General features: G+C 42.7%; 19 protein-coding genes and 6 pseudogenes. 4 read left to right on the top strand and 21 right to left on the bottom strand.

Annotated elements, in window-relative coordinates:
• Positions 1 to 11: 11 nt before the first annotated feature.
• Positions 12 to 752: pseudogene (locus CWM22_05770) on the bottom strand (recombinase).
• Positions 753 to 847: 95 nt separating this feature from the next.
• Here CWM22_05770 and CWM22_05765 point away from each other — a divergent pair.
• Genes CWM22_05765 through CWM22_05755 form a run of 3 tightly spaced genes read left to right on the top strand, consistent with a single transcriptional unit; the run spans position 848 to position 2,015 of the window.
• Positions 848 to 1,585, top strand: coding sequence for a 23S rRNA (adenine(2058)-N(6))-methyltransferase Erm(B) (locus tag CWM22_05765; GenBank protein ID AUC91433.1), 738 nt, complete (start codon positions 848 to 850; stop codon positions 1,583 to 1,585).
• Between the two features lie 4 nt (positions 1,586 to 1,589).
• On the top strand, positions 1,590 to 1,721 hold the full coding sequence (locus CWM22_05760) for a hypothetical protein (protein ID AUC91432.1): 132 nt from the start codon (positions 1,590 to 1,592) through the stop codon (positions 1,719 to 1,721).
• A 9-nt stretch (positions 1,722 to 1,730) separates the two neighbouring features.
• A complete protein-coding gene (locus CWM22_05755; protein ID AUC92852.1) occupies positions 1,731 to 2,015 on the top strand; it encodes a topoisomerase in 285 nt (94 codons plus the stop codon).
• 28 nt (positions 2,016 to 2,043) lie between these two features.
• On the opposite strand, the pseudogene CWM22_05750 reads toward CWM22_05755, so the two are convergent.
• From CWM22_05750 to CWM22_05705, 10 genes and pseudogenes are all read right to left on the bottom strand, one after another.
• A pseudogene (locus CWM22_05750) lies at positions 2,044 to 2,205 on the bottom strand (recombinase).
• Between the two features lie 54 nt (positions 2,206 to 2,259).
• Entirely contained in the window at positions 2,260 to 2,523 is a 264-nt protein-coding gene (locus CWM22_05745) for a stage II sporulation protein R (protein AUC91431.1), read from the bottom strand.
• Positions 2,523 to 2,753 (bottom strand): hypothetical protein, encoded by a 231-nt coding sequence (locus CWM22_05740; GenBank protein ID AUC91430.1) that lies wholly within the window; start codon positions 2,751 to 2,753, stop codon positions 2,523 to 2,525. The genes CWM22_05745 and CWM22_05740 overlap by 1 nt, the downstream gene beginning before the upstream one ends.
• 45 nt (positions 2,754 to 2,798) lie before the next feature.
• Positions 2,799 to 3,653: a chromosome partitioning protein ParB gene (locus CWM22_05735; GenBank protein AUC91429.1), complete on the bottom strand. Its 855-nt coding sequence runs from the start codon at positions 3,651 to 3,653 to the stop codon at positions 2,799 to 2,801.
• Positions 3,654 to 3,661: 8 nt separating this feature from the next.
• A complete protein-coding gene (locus tag CWM22_05730; protein AUC92851.1) occupies positions 3,662 to 4,627 on the bottom strand; it encodes a plasmid recombination protein in 966 nt (321 codons plus the stop codon).
• A gap of 526 nt (positions 4,628 to 5,153) precedes the next feature.
• On the bottom strand, positions 5,154 to 6,179 hold the full coding sequence (locus CWM22_05725; protein ID AUC91428.1) for an ATPase: 1,026 nt from the start codon (positions 6,177 to 6,179) through the stop codon (positions 5,154 to 5,156).
• A 150-nt stretch (positions 6,180 to 6,329) separates the two neighbouring features.
• The gene (locus CWM22_05720; protein AUC91427.1) at positions 6,330 to 6,803 is read right to left on the bottom strand and encodes a sigma-70 family RNA polymerase sigma factor; all 474 of its coding nucleotides are present in this window, start codon (positions 6,801 to 6,803) and stop codon (positions 6,330 to 6,332) included.
• 76 nt (positions 6,804 to 6,879) lie between these two features.
• A complete protein-coding gene (locus tag CWM22_05715; protein ID AUC91426.1) occupies positions 6,880 to 7,311 on the bottom strand; it encodes a sigma-70 family RNA polymerase sigma factor in 432 nt (143 codons plus the stop codon).
• 95 nt (positions 7,312 to 7,406) lie between these two features.
• On the bottom strand, positions 7,407 to 7,916 hold the full coding sequence (locus CWM22_05710) for an RNA polymerase subunit sigma (GenBank protein ID AUC91425.1): 510 nt from the start codon (positions 7,914 to 7,916) through the stop codon (positions 7,407 to 7,409).
• Between the two features lie 2 nt (positions 7,917 to 7,918).
• A pseudogene (locus CWM22_05705) lies at positions 7,919 to 8,112 on the bottom strand (hypothetical protein).
• Between the two features lie 71 nt (positions 8,113 to 8,183).
• Here CWM22_05705 and CWM22_05700 point away from each other — a divergent pair.
• Positions 8,184 to 8,409, top strand: a pseudogene (locus CWM22_05700) (hypothetical protein).
• On the opposite strand, the gene CWM22_05695 reads toward CWM22_05700, so the two are convergent.
• The 10 genes and pseudogenes from CWM22_05695 to CWM22_05650 form a co-directional block, all read right to left on the bottom strand.
• Entirely contained in the window at positions 8,406 to 8,579 is a 174-nt protein-coding gene (locus CWM22_05695) for a conjugal transfer protein (GenBank protein ID AUC91424.1), read from the bottom strand. The pseudogene CWM22_05700 and the gene CWM22_05695 sit on opposite strands and share 4 nt — an antisense overlap.
• A gap of 51 nt (positions 8,580 to 8,630) precedes the next feature.
• Positions 8,631 to 10,550 carry a tetracycline resistance ribosomal protection protein Tet(O) gene (locus tag CWM22_05690; GenBank protein ID AUC91423.1) on the bottom strand — a complete coding sequence of 640 codons (1,920 nt, stop codon included), beginning with the start codon at positions 10,548 to 10,550 and terminating at the stop codon, positions 8,631 to 8,633.
• Between the two features lie 366 nt (positions 10,551 to 10,916).
• On the bottom strand, positions 10,917 to 11,291 hold the full coding sequence (locus CWM22_05685) for a TnpV protein (GenBank protein ID AUC91422.1): 375 nt from the start codon (positions 11,289 to 11,291) through the stop codon (positions 10,917 to 10,919).
• Positions 11,272 to 13,218, bottom strand: a pseudogene (locus CWM22_05680) (hypothetical protein). Before CWM22_05680 ends, CWM22_05685 begins: the two are co-directional and overlap by 20 nt.
• On the bottom strand, positions 13,191 to 13,697 hold the full coding sequence (locus tag CWM22_05675; protein AUC91421.1) for a zeta toxin: 507 nt from the start codon (positions 13,695 to 13,697) through the stop codon (positions 13,191 to 13,193). The pseudogene CWM22_05680 and the gene CWM22_05675 overlap by 28 nt, the downstream one beginning before the upstream one ends.
• A gap of 1 nt (position 13,698) precedes the next feature.
• Positions 13,699 to 13,971 (bottom strand): antitoxin, encoded by a 273-nt coding sequence (locus CWM22_05670; GenBank protein ID AUC91420.1) that lies wholly within the window; start codon positions 13,969 to 13,971, stop codon positions 13,699 to 13,701.
• Between the two features lie 16 nt (positions 13,972 to 13,987).
• Positions 13,988 to 14,203, bottom strand: coding sequence for a peptide-binding protein (locus CWM22_05665; GenBank protein ID AUC91419.1), 216 nt, complete (start codon positions 14,201 to 14,203; stop codon positions 13,988 to 13,990).
• Between the two features lie 91 nt (positions 14,204 to 14,294).
• Positions 14,295 to 14,828 carry an ATPase for chromosome partitioning gene (locus CWM22_05660; protein AUC91418.1) on the bottom strand — a complete coding sequence of 178 codons (534 nt, stop codon included), beginning with the start codon at positions 14,826 to 14,828 and terminating at the stop codon, positions 14,295 to 14,297.
• Positions 14,819 to 15,613 carry an aminoglycoside O-phosphotransferase APH(3')-IIIa gene (gene aph(3')-IIIa, locus CWM22_05655; GenBank protein AUC91417.1) on the bottom strand — a complete coding sequence of 265 codons (795 nt, stop codon included), beginning with the start codon at positions 15,611 to 15,613 and terminating at the stop codon, positions 14,819 to 14,821. Before aph(3')-IIIa ends, CWM22_05660 begins: the two co-directional genes overlap by 10 nt.
• A 92-nt stretch (positions 15,614 to 15,705) precedes the next feature.
• Positions 15,706 to 16,149, bottom strand: a pseudogene (locus tag CWM22_05650) (hypothetical protein).
• Positions 16,150 to 16,276: the final 127 nt, after the last annotated feature.

Here is a 16,276-nt window from a genome sequence, read left to right as displayed (position 1 = left end):
CTTGTCGTAGTTCAGTCGGTCATTTTTTGCGGACAGTTCATACATGCTATCCTTTTCTGTTCTCTGCTCCTGCGTTTGCTCTCGTTTGATTTCTCCCTCCGTATCTTCTTGGCACAAGCAGGACAATACCTTGATGCACCAGAGCCCGGGACATATTCAACGCCGCACACCGTACAATTTTTAGCGGGCATTGCTGCCCACCGTTTTGTAGGTATGATATGTAATTCATCGACAAAGCCGATGAATTTATAGTAAATCTTGATTTCCTGCTTCACTGTTCCGTCTGCCATCTTCTCACGCTCCGAAACAAGTATCTTGTCTATGAGTGCGTTTATAACTGTTGCATCCAGTTCTTTTAAGCCTTGATAATTTCGGATAAGGGCGAGGAAGTCACGGATTCCCCGTGATTTCTCGTAGCTTTCATTAAGAGTTTCCGTCACCTCTTTCAGCCTTGCTTCAATTTCAAGCTGCTCTTTCTGGTATTTCCCCGACATCATCTCAAAATTCCGCTCGGTAATACGCTCCATGACCTTATCCTCGTAGAGAGAGGAAAACAGCCTGTCCAGTTCCGCAAGGCGTTTGTTCAGCTTCTTACGTTCTTTCTCTAATGCTTTCGCCCTGCTCTGGTCTGTTTCCGTGAGCCGCTTTTCTATGGCCCTGACCGCCTTTTCATCATTCACTGCCATATCCGCAAAACAGTTGATGTCGGCAAGAACGGCATTGAATAAATCCCTTGCTTCTATCCAGTGACTAATCTTATGACTTTTTAAACAGATAACTAAAATTACAAACAAATCGTTTAACTTCTGTATTTGTTTATAGGTGTAATCACTTCAGGAGTGATTACATGAACAAAAATATAAAATATTCTCAAAACTTTTTAACGAGTGAAAAAGTACTCAACCAAATAATAAAACAATTGAATTTAAAAGAAACCGATACCGTTTACGAAATTGGAACAGGTAAAGGGCATTTAACGACGAAACTGGCTAAAATAAGTAAACAGGTAACGTCTATTGAATTAGACAGTCATCTATTCAACTTATCGTCAGAAAAATTAAAACTGAATACTCGTGTCACTTTAATTCACCAAGATATTCTACAGTTTCAATTCCCTAACAAACAGAGGTATAAAATTGTTGGGAATATTCCTTACCATTTAAGCACACAAATTATTAAAAAAGTGGTTTTTGAAAGCCATGCGTCTGACATCTATCTGATTGTTGAAGAAGGATTCTACAAGCGTACCTTGGATATTCACCGAACACTAGGGTTGCTCTTGCACACTCAAGTCTCGATTCAGCAATTGCTTAAGCTGCCAGCGGAATGCTTTCATCCTAAACCAAAAGTAAACAGTGTCTTAATAAAACTTACCCGCCATACCACAGATGTTCCAGATAAATATTGGAAGCTATATACGTACTTTGTTTCAAAATGGGTCAATCGAGAATATCGTCAACTGTTTACTAAAAATCAGTTTCATCAAGCAATGAAACACGCCAAAGTAAACAATTTAAGTACCGTTACTTATGAGCAAGTATTGTCTATTTTTAATAGTTATCTATTATTTAACGGGAGGAAATAATTCTATGAGTCGCTTTTGTAAATTTGGAAAGTTACACGTTACTAAAGGGAATGTAGATAAATTATTAGGTATACTACTGACAGCTTCCAAGGAGCTAAAGAGGTCCCTAGCGCCTACGGGGAATTTGTATCGATAAGGGGTACAAATTCCCACTAAGCGCTCGGGACCCCTTGTAGGAAAATGTCCTAAGTGTGGCAACAATATTGTATTAAAAAAATCGTTTTATGGTTGTTCAAATTATCCTGAATGTACCTTCACTTTAGCTGAACATTTTAGAAAGAAAAAACTCACCAAAACAAATGTAAAAGAATTACTAGAGGGAAAAGAAACCCTGGTAAAAGGAATCAAAACGAAAGATAGAAAGTCCTACAATGCCGTTGTAAAAATCGGAGAAAAGGGATATATTGATTTTATATCTTTCTCAAAATAAACATAAAAGCCCTTTAAAGAGGGCTTTTATACGTTTTTGCTATGTGCCATCCCTGCTTTTTCACATAATCCGTGAGGATGGATTTCTGTGTCGCAATGCTCGCACTCTCGTTATCCGTACCATCGTCTTTAGATAAGCGGCAATAAATGCCGACTAAATAGATTTTCTTTTCTTCTTTGATTCCTGCCATACTGTAAAACCTCCGTATCTGTCCTATCTGTTTTCATGTCCCATTGCGTACATTCTAAGCGGACAGCCCCTCATTGTCGAAGGTGTCGCCCTCGGCAATCTTCTTCCGAATATCCTCGGAGATAATCGGGACAAACGCTTCTGTAACGGTCTGTGTGCCGACATATTCACGGCTGATTATCATCTGCACTGGTGCTTTTGGCACGATACGCTTTCTCTTTTTATCTGCTTTCTTATCCTCGCCCATACTTAAATCTTCCTTTCCAGACAGGGCAGGGAAGAGTTTGGAAATGTCCCCGCCCTGCCAATCAGATACCATTAATCCTCGCTGTTTAATTCTTTCTGTAATGCTTTAAGGAGTGCCGCCGCTTCATCAGCGTTCAGCGTGATTCCCTTGCCGCACTTTTCACGGTTCGGGGAAAAGCTGCGGATGTCATACTTCGGCTCTTTCCCATTCCATGAAATGAGATTGATTTCCTTTGTGTAGCCACTGTCGCCCGTAGACAATACTGCGATTTCCTTTACGATTTCATACTGGATTTCTCTCATTCTCCATACCTCAACTCTCTGTATTTACTTCCCGAAAAAAGAAGATTAGCGGCTGTCACGGTTGCGTTTCCTCTGCAACTCACGCTCCAAAAGTTTGATGATGGTTTCCTCCATCTGCTTCGGCGTTGTGTTCTTCGGAAAGTATTTTTTCAGCTTGCTTGTGTTGATTTTCAAGGTTTCTTTCTGGTTGCCCTTTTCCTCCGTCATAATCGCAAATATCGTATCCATGTCAAGCCGCCCGCTCTGGCTTAACTGTTTCATCCGCTGTGCCTGTGAGAGTGAGGGCGTTGCTTCTTCGCTCTCCATCGTGGCAAAGAGGTTTTCCTGCTCGTCTTTCTTCAAGAAGGACAGTTCCACCGCAGGCGTGAGGGCGATTTTCCCCTCGTCCACCATCTGCAAAATCGGCGGTATCAGTTCCGTCAGGCGGATAAAACGCTGCACGGTCATCCTGCCCACGCCGAAGCCCTGTGCCACCTTGTCGTCCGTCCGCAACTTCGTCACAACTTGTGACGAGGTTAAGTCTGTGCGGAAACCCTGCCGCTTCATGGCTTCGGATTTCATCTTGTAAGCAAACGCCCGCTCCGATGGCAGGATATTCTCACGCTGCAAATTGCTGTCTACAAGGGTGATGATGGCTCGGTCACGGTCTAAGGGCAGGACAAACGCAGGCACGGTATTTATCCCTGCAAGTTCAGAAGCACGGACACGCCGCTGTCCTGCAATCACTTCATAACCGTCCCCGTCCTCTTTCGGGCGTGTGATTATCGGCGTGACAATGCCAAATTCCTTGATGCTTTCCGCTAACTCTGACAGTGTTTCATCTTCTGCCACATGAAACGGATTGTCGGGGAACGGGTACAAGTCTTTGGTCTTTAACACCTTAAAATCCTGTTTCTTCATTCACATATCTACCTTTCTTTCGCTCTGCTTCTATGATTTTTCTGCAATTCTTCCAACACTTCGGGCGGTATTTTTGACAGCAGCCGCCCCATCTGCTCGTTGGTTCTCTGCAATTCAAATATCTTCTGATTCGCTTTCTGCACCTTTAGTTCCTGCTCGTACTTTTCATCACGCATACGCCCCGCATAGTCTGATTCCTGCCCAATTCTCTCTTTCAAACTGTCGATATACGCCTGCTGTTTCCCGATTTCCTTAGAGAATTTCTCCACGTCTGGCAGCCATGCAGAGAGTAAATCTAACGCTTTATCCCTTTTCTTCCCTGCGTTAAAGGCGTTGATGTCGGATAGGGCAGACACGATTTCTTCATACTGTTTATCAAGCCTGCCGCCTAATTTATAGAGCCATGTGGGGACGTGTTTCCGCTTGGTTTCCATTGAGGACTGCCCCCGTTCAAGCTGATTCCACCGTGAGGACATCCGCTCATGGTAGGCGGTCTGCCACTCGGATAATGATTTCTGGTTGCCTAAGATAGCTTTCGCTGACAGCTTATTGTCTGGCGTAATCGGCACAAAGCAGAGGTGCATATGGGGCGTTCTCTCGTCCATATGGACGACAGCGGAGAGGATATTCTGCTTTCCAACACGCTCCGAAATGAAGTCAAGAGCCGTCTGGAAATACGCTTTTTGTTCTTCGGGCGGTAACTGGTTCATAAATTCTGGTGAAGCTGTGATGAGCGTTTCCACCATCATCACGCTGTCTTTCCTTGTCCTGCACCCCGCTTCGGCTACCATGCGGTTAATCTCTTTCTTGTAGGTGTACTTTGGTGGTGCTATGAGATGGTAATTGTTTTTAGAGCGTTCCATATCTATATCTGGGTTGCTTTTGTAGGCTTCTTTCTTCCGCTCGTTGTGGCGTTCACAAGCCGCAACGCCGCCCGCTTTTCGTTTCTGGAAACGCAGGATTGCATAAGGCATAGGCGGATTCCTCCTTTCTTTCGGCGGGTGACCGTCCTTTGGGGTGACAGCGGTGACGGTGGTGACAGCAGTTTTGGGATACCCCCTGCCGACTGCCGCAACTGTCACCCTCACCCCCTGCATGACGGTCATGTCGATGATGACGGTGTTTTTGGGATACCCCCCCCTCGCAAGAGCCGTCACCGTCATGCCGCCATTCTTTTATCCGAAGCCGTAAGGCGTAGGATAGCAGGGCACAGCCCTGCCTTAAGGGAGTCCAGAGGGAACGTCTGGCACACGACTTTGCAGGGCAAAGTGTAGTGTGTTACACCCTGTAAACGCAGTCGGAAAAATCGGAATGATTTTTCTGACCGCAGGGGTGGTTTTACACGACCGAAAAGGGCGAGTAAATCTCACGCCTGCATTTTGCGTTTACGGGGTGTTCTCCCGTAGGGATGACAGCGGCAGGGTATCCTAAAATCACTGTCACCACCGTCACTGCTGTCACCCGCAGGGCAGAGCCGCCAGCTTTACATGGCTTTAAGCGTCAATGACAGTAACAGGGGGGTATCCTAATATCGCTGTCACCACCATCACCGCTGTCACCCGCCCTCCTTGCAAGGGCAATCCGCCTGCCGTCTTTCCTGCGGCTGTACTGGTAGCAGATACGGTTCTCGCTTAAAAATGTGGTGCGGTATTCATTCAGCCATTTCGTAATCACCGTGGGTATGGTTTCCGTTTCCCCCATAGCGGCTAACAGTTCCGTTGCCGTGCCTATCCATTCTTCCTTATCCCTCATAAAATCCACCAACCGAAAAAGGACATCTGGTATCGTTTCTTTCGCAAGCTGCTCCTGCGTTTTCCGCTCCACAAGCTCCCAACGGCAATCACGGAAACGCAGCGTGTATTCCTGATAAGGCGTGTCCCTGCCCGTCACATACAGCTTGGCGGTGTCAGACGCACGTTTCTCCTTTTCCAGAACAAAGGTAGCGTCTGCACTCCCCGTTAAGCCTGTCGTCCCAGACACCTTGTTGAACACGTCGCTGTCATTCTGCTTTCGGATGTGGTGTACGACAATGACCGCCAGAGAGTGCCTGTCGGCAAAATCTTTGATTAGGGAGATGTCCCCATAGTCGCTTGCGTAGGCATTGTCTTTGGATGCGGTTCGGACTTTCTGCAAGGTATCAATCACAATGAGCCTGCTGTCTGGATGGTCTTTCAGATAATCTTCCAACTGCACGATAAGACCGTCTGACAGCTTGCAGCTTGCCACGGCAAAATGAAGCCGCCCGCTTGCTTCATCCGTCAAGCGGAATAATCTGTCCTGTATGCGGCAGAACGTGTCCTCAAGGCAGAGGTAAAGCACATCGCCCTCCATTGTCGGCATGTTCCATAAAGGGATTCCCTGCGACACGCATAGGCATAGCTTCAGCATGAGCCAGCTCTTGCCTATCTTCTGTGAGCCGCAGAACAGCGACAAGCCTGTCGGGATAAGACTGTCCACCACAAAGGACGGCTTCTCAAGCGGCTCATAAAGGAGCGTTTCGGCGTTGACTGTCTGTAACTTCTGCATGGCTTTCCTCCTTTCGGGCAGTTATCTTGTTGTTGCACATAAGCGTTGACCTCCTTAAAAATAGATTTACTCCCATGAAAAAAATGAGAGTATGTAATGCCGCCAATCCCGTACAAATAAAAAACGGATTTCTTTTTCGGGCGGTGTCGGTCACGGTTGGAGATACTTTTTCATTTCCGCCTTTACTTTCTCCTTTGCAATCGCAACAGATTTCTGTATTGCCGAAGCGGTGCAATGCTCCATCGCAGCGATTTGATAAAAATTAAATTCGTACTCGTAGTAGAGCAGGAAACGCCGCCTTTGTATCTCTGGCAGTCTGTCAACCGCTTTACAAAGCAGTTCCGCCCGTTCTGCTTCAATCATTTGTTCCTCAATGCTCTTAGGCAGCTTTAACGCCCGCCTGTTCAGCGTTTCGTCCCATACTTCCGAAAACTCCCTGTGCCGCTCGTCCCATTGGAGAAGATTCCTGTTCCTGCGTTCCATTTGCCGAAACTCCATAAAGAACTGTTCCGACACTTCCAACTCGTGGGATTTGCCCTGCCCGTCCTTAAAGCTGATAAAATACCTTGTGCTGCTTTCCGTAGATTCCTCCCGAAGCGTGTATGCCTTAACTCTGTATGTCATCCTGCTTACCTCCTGCAAAAAATGAGTGAGGGGATTTCCATCCCTCACCCAGTAGCCCGCAGGACGGCAGGCTGTTTTAGACGCTATAAAATTTTCGTAGCTTCTTCCGCAGATGGTCTAACCTTGCGTAAATAGCACCAGTCGTCAAATGCACGAGCGGGGCAATTTCTTTTGTGGAATACCCCTGCATTTTCAGCAGGACGATTTTCAAGGTACGTCCGTCCACCGTGACTAATACTTGATAAAGATTTTCGCTCTCAATCTCGTCCAGTAACTCCGCAACCGTACCCACCTCCGTCTGCCGCTCCCTGTCTGCCATGTCCTCAAGGTATTCCGCAACGTCATTCGTCCATCGGTAAAACCGCCTGTTGGAATTGAAGTCTGCCCTGTCCGCAATGCGTATCTGCTCAATGGTCGCTTCATCAACGCCGCACTCACGCAGCAGCTTTTCCTCCGCTTCTTTCCAGATACGCCATTTCCTGTCCTCCCGTCCGTGGTTATATGCCATGCTTCTTTTCCTCCAATCAGAATTGATTGAGAGGGCAGAGAAAAACCCCCTCATTTTCCCAAAGGAAAAAACAAGGGGGCTGAACGCCTTAAATTTTAATTTTCTATTATCTTTCTTAGTTTTCTTAGGATTCTGGCTTTGCGTTTGTTCACAACGCTCTGGGTTATGCCGAACCTCGCCCCGACTTCACGCTCAGAAAGTCCGTCAAAAAAGATTGCCTGTATCAATTCCTGTTCACTATCCGACAGCAAAGGCAGGGCGGCTTTCAGCCTGTCCACCATAACCGCATTGACAACGGTTTCCGCAATGTCCGCCGCTTCATCAGCGATAAAGTCTAAAGGCTTCCCCTCGCTGTCCGTAAATCCATCCAGAGAAAGCAGGCTGTTCTTCGTATCTAATTTTTTCAGATAACGCCACCGTTCCTTATCTCGGTAGAAGTCCGTGTATTGCTCCCTCACGACTTCAAGCAGACAGCCTTGAACGGGAATAAACAGCTTGTCCATGTAGGTCTGGTCGGATTCCCTGCGGCGGCAGAAATCCATGTAGGACAGTTCCACATATCTGCCGCTTTCTTTGATAAATACCTTTCTTGGTGCGTATTTCACCGCTAATACCTCCAATCTGAATTTTTGAAATGTAAAAATCCAGATGGAGAGGCGGGGAGCGGCAACGCACACCAGAAACAGCCCTGCGGCACTTTCCAACAAAAAACGACAAAAGAAAAACCGCAAAGGCTCTGTGACCTTCACGGTTATGGGAAATACAAATTCTGTTGTATGGAGATTGTACTTCCACTTTCAAGGTGAGAAGTACCGCTGCACTGGCAGAAATTTTTTTAACTGGTTTCCTGCCATTCTCTGATATGCTATGTATTGATAAATTTTACTTCGTATGAGCAGATGAATAACCGCCCGAAAAAAGAACATAAAAAAATCCCTCCAAATTTAAAAACAAATTCAGAGGGTAATTTAGGGTATAACAAAATAACCCACCCGAATATCGTTTTTTTTATTTGGTGAGTTTGTTCTTTCAAATACGAAACAAAAAGAGCCGATGATTCGTGAATTGTTCCACAATTTCATCGGCTCTGCGTCTTAAGCGTCTGGCTCTTTGATGACAGTTATCTTCAAGTTGTCAACTTTAATCAAGCTTTCTTGTCTGCATTTTGGACAATAAAGGGGATAATTCTCCAAAACAGTGTCCTTCCTAATTTTATTACGGGTTTTGCTCCCACAAACAGGACACAATATCCATTCGCATTTCATCATAATTAGTCTCTAATCCTTTCAAATCTCATTTTATATGACTTTTGCAAGCTGTTAAGCTAACTTGTGGAACATATGCCGAACCTTATCTATACGGCTATTCGGGCGGCGGGGTTGGCAAATAAATTTACCAATAGCTGGCTGGTATCCTTTTAACTCTGTCAAGCAGACTCCCTGCCCATTTGTGAAATAAGTTAAATCGTTCCTGTATTCTTGAATACATCTAGCAGGGATTTCTCCTTTCAGAATGACCTCGTCATTCTTTATCTGAGTACTTACAATATCTGCACAATACCTTGGAGCATCATGATACGCCCGTGAGAGATATTCCTGCGGTGCATAAATTTCAAAGTGGAGATATGGCTCTAATAGTTCTGTCCCTGCTTTTTTTAAAGCCTGCTCCAATACGATAGGGGAAAGCAGCCGAAAGTCTGCGGGGGTACTTACAGGACTATAATACAATCCATATTCAAAACAGATTTTACAGTCTGTCACTTTCCATCCATACAGCCCCTGCTCGCAGCCATAAAGAACCCCCTCCATAACCGCATTTTGGAACGATTGGTTTAAATATCCAAGTGAAACTCTGCTTTCATACTGCACTCCGCTTCCAATAGGGAGCGGCTCTATGGACAACCCGACAGAAGCCCAGAAAGGATTTGGCGGGACTTCTATGTGGATGGTATATTCTGCTTTTCTAAGCGGTCTTTCCATATATATAACAGTAGGCTCTTTTATTTCTGCCTCCACATGGTATTTTTCCTCAAGGATGGCACAAATGACTTCCATCTGCACATTCCCCAAAAAAGAAAGTATAATCTCATGCGTTGTAGTATCCACATAATATTTTAAAAGAGGGTCGCCATCTGAAATTTCTGTAAGTGCCCCAAGCAATATTTCCCGCTGTTCAGATTTCTTTACTGCAATCGTTGTTTGGAGCATAGGGAGAGGATTTTCAATAAATTTTCTCTGCGGCAACAGCATTTCGTTCCCCAAAATACTGTTTAGCTGCAAAACATCATTTGGTAAAATTACAATATCACCAGAGCAGGCTGTATCGGATGAATATAATTCACCGTTTGTCGGAACACACATCTCTGTGATTTTTATTTTCTCTTTTTCAGATATTTTAATAACATCCCTCAAATGCAATGTTCCGCTATATATACGCACATAAACAAAACGCCGCCTTTTCTCTGAATATTCAATCTTAAAAACCTGCCCGCATAGTTCAGATTGACCTTCAGGCGTTGATGAATAAAACTTACTGGCAATCACTTCTATAAGCTGCCGAATCCCCAGATTGTTTTTAGCACTTCCGTGATAAACGGGAAATAACGTTCCGTTTTGGAATCTCCTGTTTTCTTCCTGTTCCAGTTCTGACATTTTAAACGGTTTCCCTGACATATATTTCTCTAATAGTTCATCGTTTCCCATAATTACCGCATCCCACTGTTCCATATCGTCATTGTCCGTTACATTTATATGGGGATGCTGCCCAACCTTTTGCTTCACTATAATTTCCGAAGAAAGCTTTGCTTTCATTTCTTGATATACCATTGGCAAATCAATCCCCTCTTGGTCAATTTTATTGATGAAAAAAATTGTCGGAATCTTCATTGTCTGTAGTGCATGAAACAGTATACGGGTCTGTGCCTGTATGCCATCCTTTGCAGAAACTAATAATACTGCTCCGTCTAATACGGATAAAGAACGGTATACTTCCGCCAAAAAATCCATATGGCCTGGCGTATCTATAATGTTGACTTTTACATCCTCCCACTGAAAAGATGTCACTGCTGTCTGGATAGTGATTCCCCTTTGACGCTCCAAATTCATTGTATCTGTCCTTGTTGTGCCTTTATCTACGCTCCCTGGTTCTGCAATTGCACCACTGGTATACAATAAACTCTCCGTTAATGTTGTCTTTCCTGCGTCAACGTGAGCCAGAATGCCTAAGTTAATTATTTTCATGTGATTTTCCTCCTATCAACACCCAAAAAAGGGCATAAAAATACCCAGTGATAAATACTCCTATCACTGGGTAAATAACTCCAATAGCCCCAAAACACTTATATGTTTTCGGGCATATAAAATTACATGATAAAAGTATTCTTAAACTGGGTACAAAAAACTAAGCCCCATATTAAAAGTGAAACGGGACTGCTACTTTTTGTTCCCACTATCAAATTGACAGTTTATTTAATAATACCTTGCCGCATATTTATTAACTCCTTGTATAATACTGAATCTAATTATATTCCTTAACCCTTTATTTGTCAAGCTGACAAACTAAAGCAGAAAAAGCGGCAGGATTTCCCCCTGCCACTAATCATCTGTTTATGCAAAAATAATTTCCTTTTCCACAATCTCCCTCGCACAAGCCCTTATGTTATTGAGGCATCCTGTCCATTCTAAGGCGTTTTCTGCCTTTAGCTGTTCCGTTATGCCCTGTGCCTGTTTCATACCCTCTATGAGCCTTTCAAAGCGTTCCTGTGCCTGTCTGTCAATGTCGGCAAGGTAAGCGTTAAGTCTGCCGCTTGTAAGAAGATTGGTGTATGTAACTTTGCAGTGATGCTTCAGATAATCCAAATGCCGCTGTCCCCAGATGCCTATCGGCTGTTCTTCTTCGGCGGGTACAGTTAAGCACGGTATCAAATAATCCCCTTGCCTTTCGTATTTGCCGCCCAGTTCCTCAAATAATGATTTTGCCATTGTCTGTTACCTCCACATTCTTTTTTATTTTGAATGTCCGCAAAATCCGTCCTACATCTGAGGGACGCCAAGGAACATCTAAGTGGTGGACAGCTTTCATGCGTGATTGTACGTTTAGACCAGTTCCACCTTTTTCCGTAGAAGCCATGAGAATCCGCACTTCACCACTATTGACCTTTCGTGACAGTGAGTTTTTCTTCTCATCAGTATTGGCATCATGGACAAAGGCAATTTGTTCCTTTGGAATACCTCGATCGACTAGCAAGTCCTTAAGTTCATTGTAGACATCAAAACCCTCTTCCTTACTTTTAGGGGTACCAATATCAGAGAAAATCATCTGTGTGGCTTTGTCTCCAGCTCCTTCACGGTAAATCCGCTCGACATTATCGACCACTTGAAGGATTTTCTGATTATCTGATAAATTATAAGCAGGGTCAATCAACCGCATATCAATGGCTAGTTTTCTGGCTTCACCTGTGATTTTAAGCATGTTATCTCTACTTGGATCAACACTACCTGACTTGATAGCGTCTGAACGCTCTACCAGTTCTTCTAAATAGTATTTCTGAGCTTGCGTTAACTCGCTTTCCACCGCAATAATCTTAGCTTCAGGTACAGGTAAATCAAGCATATCTGAAGTCTGAATATCAGCTGTTTCCTTGTAAATTCGCATGAGTTCAGGAAGGTTGACAAATTTCTTGAACCGTTTCTTAGGTTGGTATTTATCTCCTGTCGGGGCTAGTTCCATAGAGTTTTCGATATTCCCAAAAGCCCCAACCCAGGAGTCAAAATTGGATACCTGGTATCGTTCCAAGACATCGGGTTGAATGTAATTCATCATAGTGAAAAGTTCACTAATGGAGTTTGAGACTGGTGTTCCTGTCGCAAAAACAACATTTCTATCGCCATGCTCTGCCTGAACCTGTCTCACCTTCATTTCCATGTCTACGTTCTTTTTTGAAGTGGTATTGGTGATACCCGCGACATTCCCAAGTCCAGTGATTGGTCGGATATTCTTGAAGTGATGAGCCTCATCCACAAAAAGAAAATCAATGCCAAGGTTTTCAAATTCAATAAAGGTATCCCGCTCCAGTTTTTGGAGTTCTTCTAATTGGTGCTCTAGTCCCTTAATCGAACGCTCTGCTTCTTTCACCGTATAATCAGAGTCACTTCCTAGCTTGATTTCTCTGAGTTGTTCAAGTTTGTCATTGATATAGGTGACCTGTTTTTCACGACTCATCGGTATCTTCTCAAATTGTGAATCTCCAATGACAATGGCATCATAGTCCCCTGTGATAATACGTGATACAAACTGTTTGCGTTTAGCTTTGGCAAAATCTTTCTTGGTGGTCACATAGACTTTTTTGGTTGGGAAAAATTTCATGATTTCTTGACCAAACTGAGCAGTCAAACTAGAAGGAACCACATAGAGAGGTTTATGTACCATTCCGAGTTCTTTCAGTTTGAATCCTGCCCCAAGCATGGTAAGTGTTTTACCTGAACCAACTTCATGAGCTAGTAGGGCACGTTTTTCCTCGACAATCCGTTGAATGGCATTCTTTTGGTGAGGCCGTAATGAAATATTCTGAGCAAGTCCATCAATGGTTAAATGGCTACCGTCATAGGTCTTTGATACCGTACGATTGTAGAGCCTATTATAGGTGTCTTCAATCATCTGTTGGACTTCTGGATACCTTGCTACAAAACCTTGAAAGAGTTCTTGTAGGTGTGTTTCCTTGGCACGCAGGACTGTTGTTTTCTCCACATCCGTCACATTCTTTTTCTTATCCCCTTCAACAACTTGTTTTGTGATGGTTGGTTGATTGGAATTCAGGAGGTTTTCAAAGATTTTTCGACCACTATCATAGCGTGAAGCAGGGACACCTAAACTCCTATCCGTTACGTTGGAATAGGTGTAGGCAAACTTTCATATCGTTCAATTGTTCCTAAGTATGATTCAATTTTCGGTACTGCCATGACATACATTTTTGTTTCATAACCTTTGGCTTGAAGCATTGTTGCGGTTTGAATGGGAACGTCTGTTGTTCGTCCTGTACCTTCAATCACCAAGTTATAGCCTTGATCGCTTAAACGGCTTATGATCGCTTCTGTCATGCGATTAGAATAAGGGGTAACGTGTTTTACTACGTCTTTCTCATAAAGTTTCGCTAGTTCATCAAAATTAGGGTGCTGTTGTTTAAAGGTATCATTATCAATGACAATAACATTCCCTTGTGTTTCTTCAAGAATTGCTGATCGCAAACTCGTTTTCCCTGACCCTGGTTGCCCACCAAGTAAAAAAGCGGTTGGCGATTCAACCGCTTTTTTTCCTTGAACCAATTCTTCTAAATTATCATTTAAGCGATTTTCAAATTGTTTGTCAGTAAAATTGACTATATTTGCCATATTAAGCCACTTTCTCTTTATTCAAAACTTGTTTTGAATAGCGATTCATTGACCGCCAATACTCATGAACGGCTTGTAATTCTTCTAAAGAATAATCAAAAAGATTTACACGTTTTGCAAGCTTTAATTGGTTTAATAAATTGACTTCCAATAATTGAGAGTCATTTTTATTTAATTCATGATTCAAAACATAGTTTAATACTCGATTATAAACGCTTGCCGATAATTCGTTAATGATCTCTATTTCAAATGTTTTTTCATAAGTAACTGCCATTTCATTTTCACTCCTTTTAAAGTTTGTCAGGTAAATATTTCCGAATATATTCTTCTAAGGCTTTATCCATAACTTCTTTTACGTTTCCGCCATTCTTTGCTGTTTCGATTTTTATAATATGGTGCAAGTCAGCACGAACACGAACCGTCTTATCCCCCATAATATCTTTTTTTGCACTGATTGGTGTATCATTTCGTTTTGCTTTTTGTGCGCCTAAATTTCCCACAACCACTCACTTCTTTCTATTTCTTCTTACTCTTATTTTATCATCAACAATCACAAATCACAAGTGATTTGTGATTAATCACTTGTGATTTGTGATTCTATTCTTTTTCGTTTTCTAATTGAATGATTCGCTCAAGCATTTCAAAAAATACGTTCTCATACATAGATAAAACTTTTTTGTCATAGCCTTTGTGTTCTGTAATGCCGTTTTTAGACCAGGTACTTACTTTATTACTTCGCTTGATAATATTTTGGAAAACCAAGTTATCTTCTTTATGTTGCTTGTACAGTTCTTCCAGGTTTGATTTTATCGTTGTGCTGTCCGTATCAACTAAATAAGGAACAAAACCGATCATATCTAGTCCAGGGTTAAACTGTTCTTGTAAATCAATCAAATAGGAAATATAGTTTTGAATGTTGTTTGTACTTTCTTCTTCTGCTTGTAAAGGGATCATGACGTAATCACTTGCCACGATTGCATTATTTGTATAAACGCTTGGCGTTGGTACAGTATCAATAATAATGAGATCAAAGTCACTTTTTAAAGGTGCTAAAAGATCAGAAAAGATTAGATGTCTAAAAAGCTTGTAGTTAAAGCTTTTTAGACATCTAAATCTAGGTACTAAAACAATTCATCCAGTAAAATATAATATTTTATTTTCTCCCAATCAGGCTTGATCCCCAGTAAGTCAAAAAATAGCTCGACATACTGTTCTTCCCCGATATCCTCCCTGATCGACCGGACGCAGAAGGCAATGTCATACCACTTGTCCGCCCTGCCGCTTCTCCCAAGATCAATAAAGCCACTTACTTTGCCATCTTTCACAAAGATGTTGCTGTCTCCCAGGTCGCCGTGGGAAAAGACAAGTTCCTCTTCGGGCTTTTCCGTCTTTAAAAAATCATACAGCTCGCGCGGATCTTTAAATGGAGTGTCTTCTTCCCAGTTTTCGCAATCCACATCGGCCAGATCGTTATTCAGTAAGTAATCCAATTCGGCTAAGCGGCTGTCTAAGCTATTCGTATAGGGACAATCCGATATGTCGATGGAGTGAAAGAGCCTGATGCACTCCGCATACAGCTCGATAATCTTTTCAGGGCTTTGTTCATCTTCATACTCTTCCGAGCAAAGGACGCCATCGGCCTCACTCATGAGCAGATTGCTCCAGCCATCATGCCGTTCAAAGTGCAGGACCTTTGGAACAGGCAGCTTTCCTTCCAGCCATAGCATCATGTCCTTTTCCCGTTCCACATCATAGGTGGTCCCTTTATACCGGCTGTCCGTCATTTTTAAATATAGGTTTTCATTTTCTCCCACCAGCTTATATACCTTAGCAGGAGACATTCCTTCCGTATCTTTTACGCAGCGGTATTTTTCGATCAGTTTTTTCAATTCCGGTGATATTCTCATTTTAGCCATTTATTATTTCCTTCCTCTTTTCTACAGTATTTAAAGATACCCCAAGAAGCTAATTATAACAAGACGAACTCCAATTCACTGTTCCTTGCATTCTAAAACCTTAAATACCAGAAAACAGCTTTTTCAAAGTTGTTTTCAAAGTTGGCGTATAACATAGTATCGACGGAGCCGATTTTGAAACCACAATTATGATAGAATTTACAAGCTATAAGGTTATTGTCCTGGGTTTCAAGCATTAGTCCATGCAAGTTTTTATGCTTTGCCCATTCTATAGATATATTGATAAGCGCGCTGCCTATGCCTTGCCCCCTGAAATCCTTACATACGGCGATATCTTCTATATAAGCGTACCGGTTCCAATTTTTTCGCAGTTTAACTTTTCCGACGCATTTATCGTCTTGGTAGTAAAGATATATTATCTTATCAGTATTGTCAATATATTCAAGGCAATCTGCCTCCTCATCCTCTTCATCCTCTTCGTCTTGGTAGCTTTTTAAATATGGCGCTTCATAGAGTAATTCTGTAAAGGTCCAATCGCTTCATTTTTACTGTTTAAAATACGTCTTAATTCTTCAAGTATTTTGAGTTCTTCCTTCTCCATAACTACGCCCCATTCTTTTTTTGTATAGTAATATTGTATCATTAGGAATCACAAATCACAAG

Origin of the sequence: Streptococcus suis, from assembly GCA_002831545.1 — a bacterium.
Lineage (GTDB): Bacteria > Bacillota > Bacilli > Lactobacillales > Streptococcaceae > Streptococcus > Streptococcus suis_P.
The sequence above is the reverse complement of the archived record's forward strand: the minus strand, read 5'-3'. Positions and strand labels throughout refer to the sequence as shown.

Bases quoted from the DNA above. Each gene is read 5' to 3' on its own strand.
- CWM22_05765 (AUC91433.1), top strand. From the start codon at position 848: ATGAACAAAAATATAAAATATTCTCAAAACTTTTTAACGAGTGAAAAA.
- CWM22_05760 (AUC91432.1), top strand. From the start codon at position 1,590: ATGAGTCGCTTTTGTAAATTTGGAAAGTTACACGTTACTAAAGGGAAT.
- CWM22_05745 (AUC91431.1), bottom strand. From the start codon at position 2,523: ATGGTATCTGATTGGCAGGGCGGGGACATTTCCAAACTCTTCCCTGCC.
- CWM22_05740 (AUC91430.1), bottom strand. From the start codon at position 2,753: ATGAGAGAAATCCAGTATGAAATCGTAAAGGAAATCGCAGTATTGTCT.
- CWM22_05735 (AUC91429.1), bottom strand. From the start codon at position 3,653: ATGAAGAAACAGGATTTTAAGGTGTTAAAGACCAAAGACTTGTACCCG.
- CWM22_05730 (AUC92851.1), bottom strand. From the start codon at position 4,627: ATGCCTTATGCAATCCTGCGTTTCCAGAAACGAAAAGCGGGCGGCGTT.
- CWM22_05725 (AUC91428.1), bottom strand. From the start codon at position 6,179: ATGCAGAAGTTACAGACAGTCAACGCCGAAACGCTCCTTTATGAGCCG.
- CWM22_05720 (AUC91427.1), bottom strand. From the start codon at position 6,803: ATGACATACAGAGTTAAGGCATACACGCTTCGGGAGGAATCTACGGAA.
- CWM22_05715 (AUC91426.1), bottom strand. From the start codon at position 7,311: ATGGCATATAACCACGGACGGGAGGACAGGAAATGGCGTATCTGGAAA.
- CWM22_05695 (AUC91424.1), bottom strand. From the start codon at position 8,579: ATGATGAAATGCGAATGGATATTGTGTCCTGTTTGTGGGAGCAAAACC.
- CWM22_05690 (AUC91423.1), bottom strand. From the start codon at position 10,550: ATGAAAATAATTAACTTAGGCATTCTGGCTCACGTTGACGCAGGAAAG.
- CWM22_05685 (AUC91422.1), bottom strand. From the start codon at position 11,291: ATGGCAAAATCATTATTTGAGGAACTGGGCGGCAAATACGAAAGGCAA.
- CWM22_05675 (AUC91421.1), bottom strand. From the start codon at position 13,697: ATGGCAAATATAGTCAATTTTACTGACAAACAATTTGAAAATCGCTTA.
- CWM22_05670 (AUC91420.1), bottom strand. From the start codon at position 13,971: ATGGCAGTTACTTATGAAAAAACATTTGAAATAGAGATCATTAACGAA.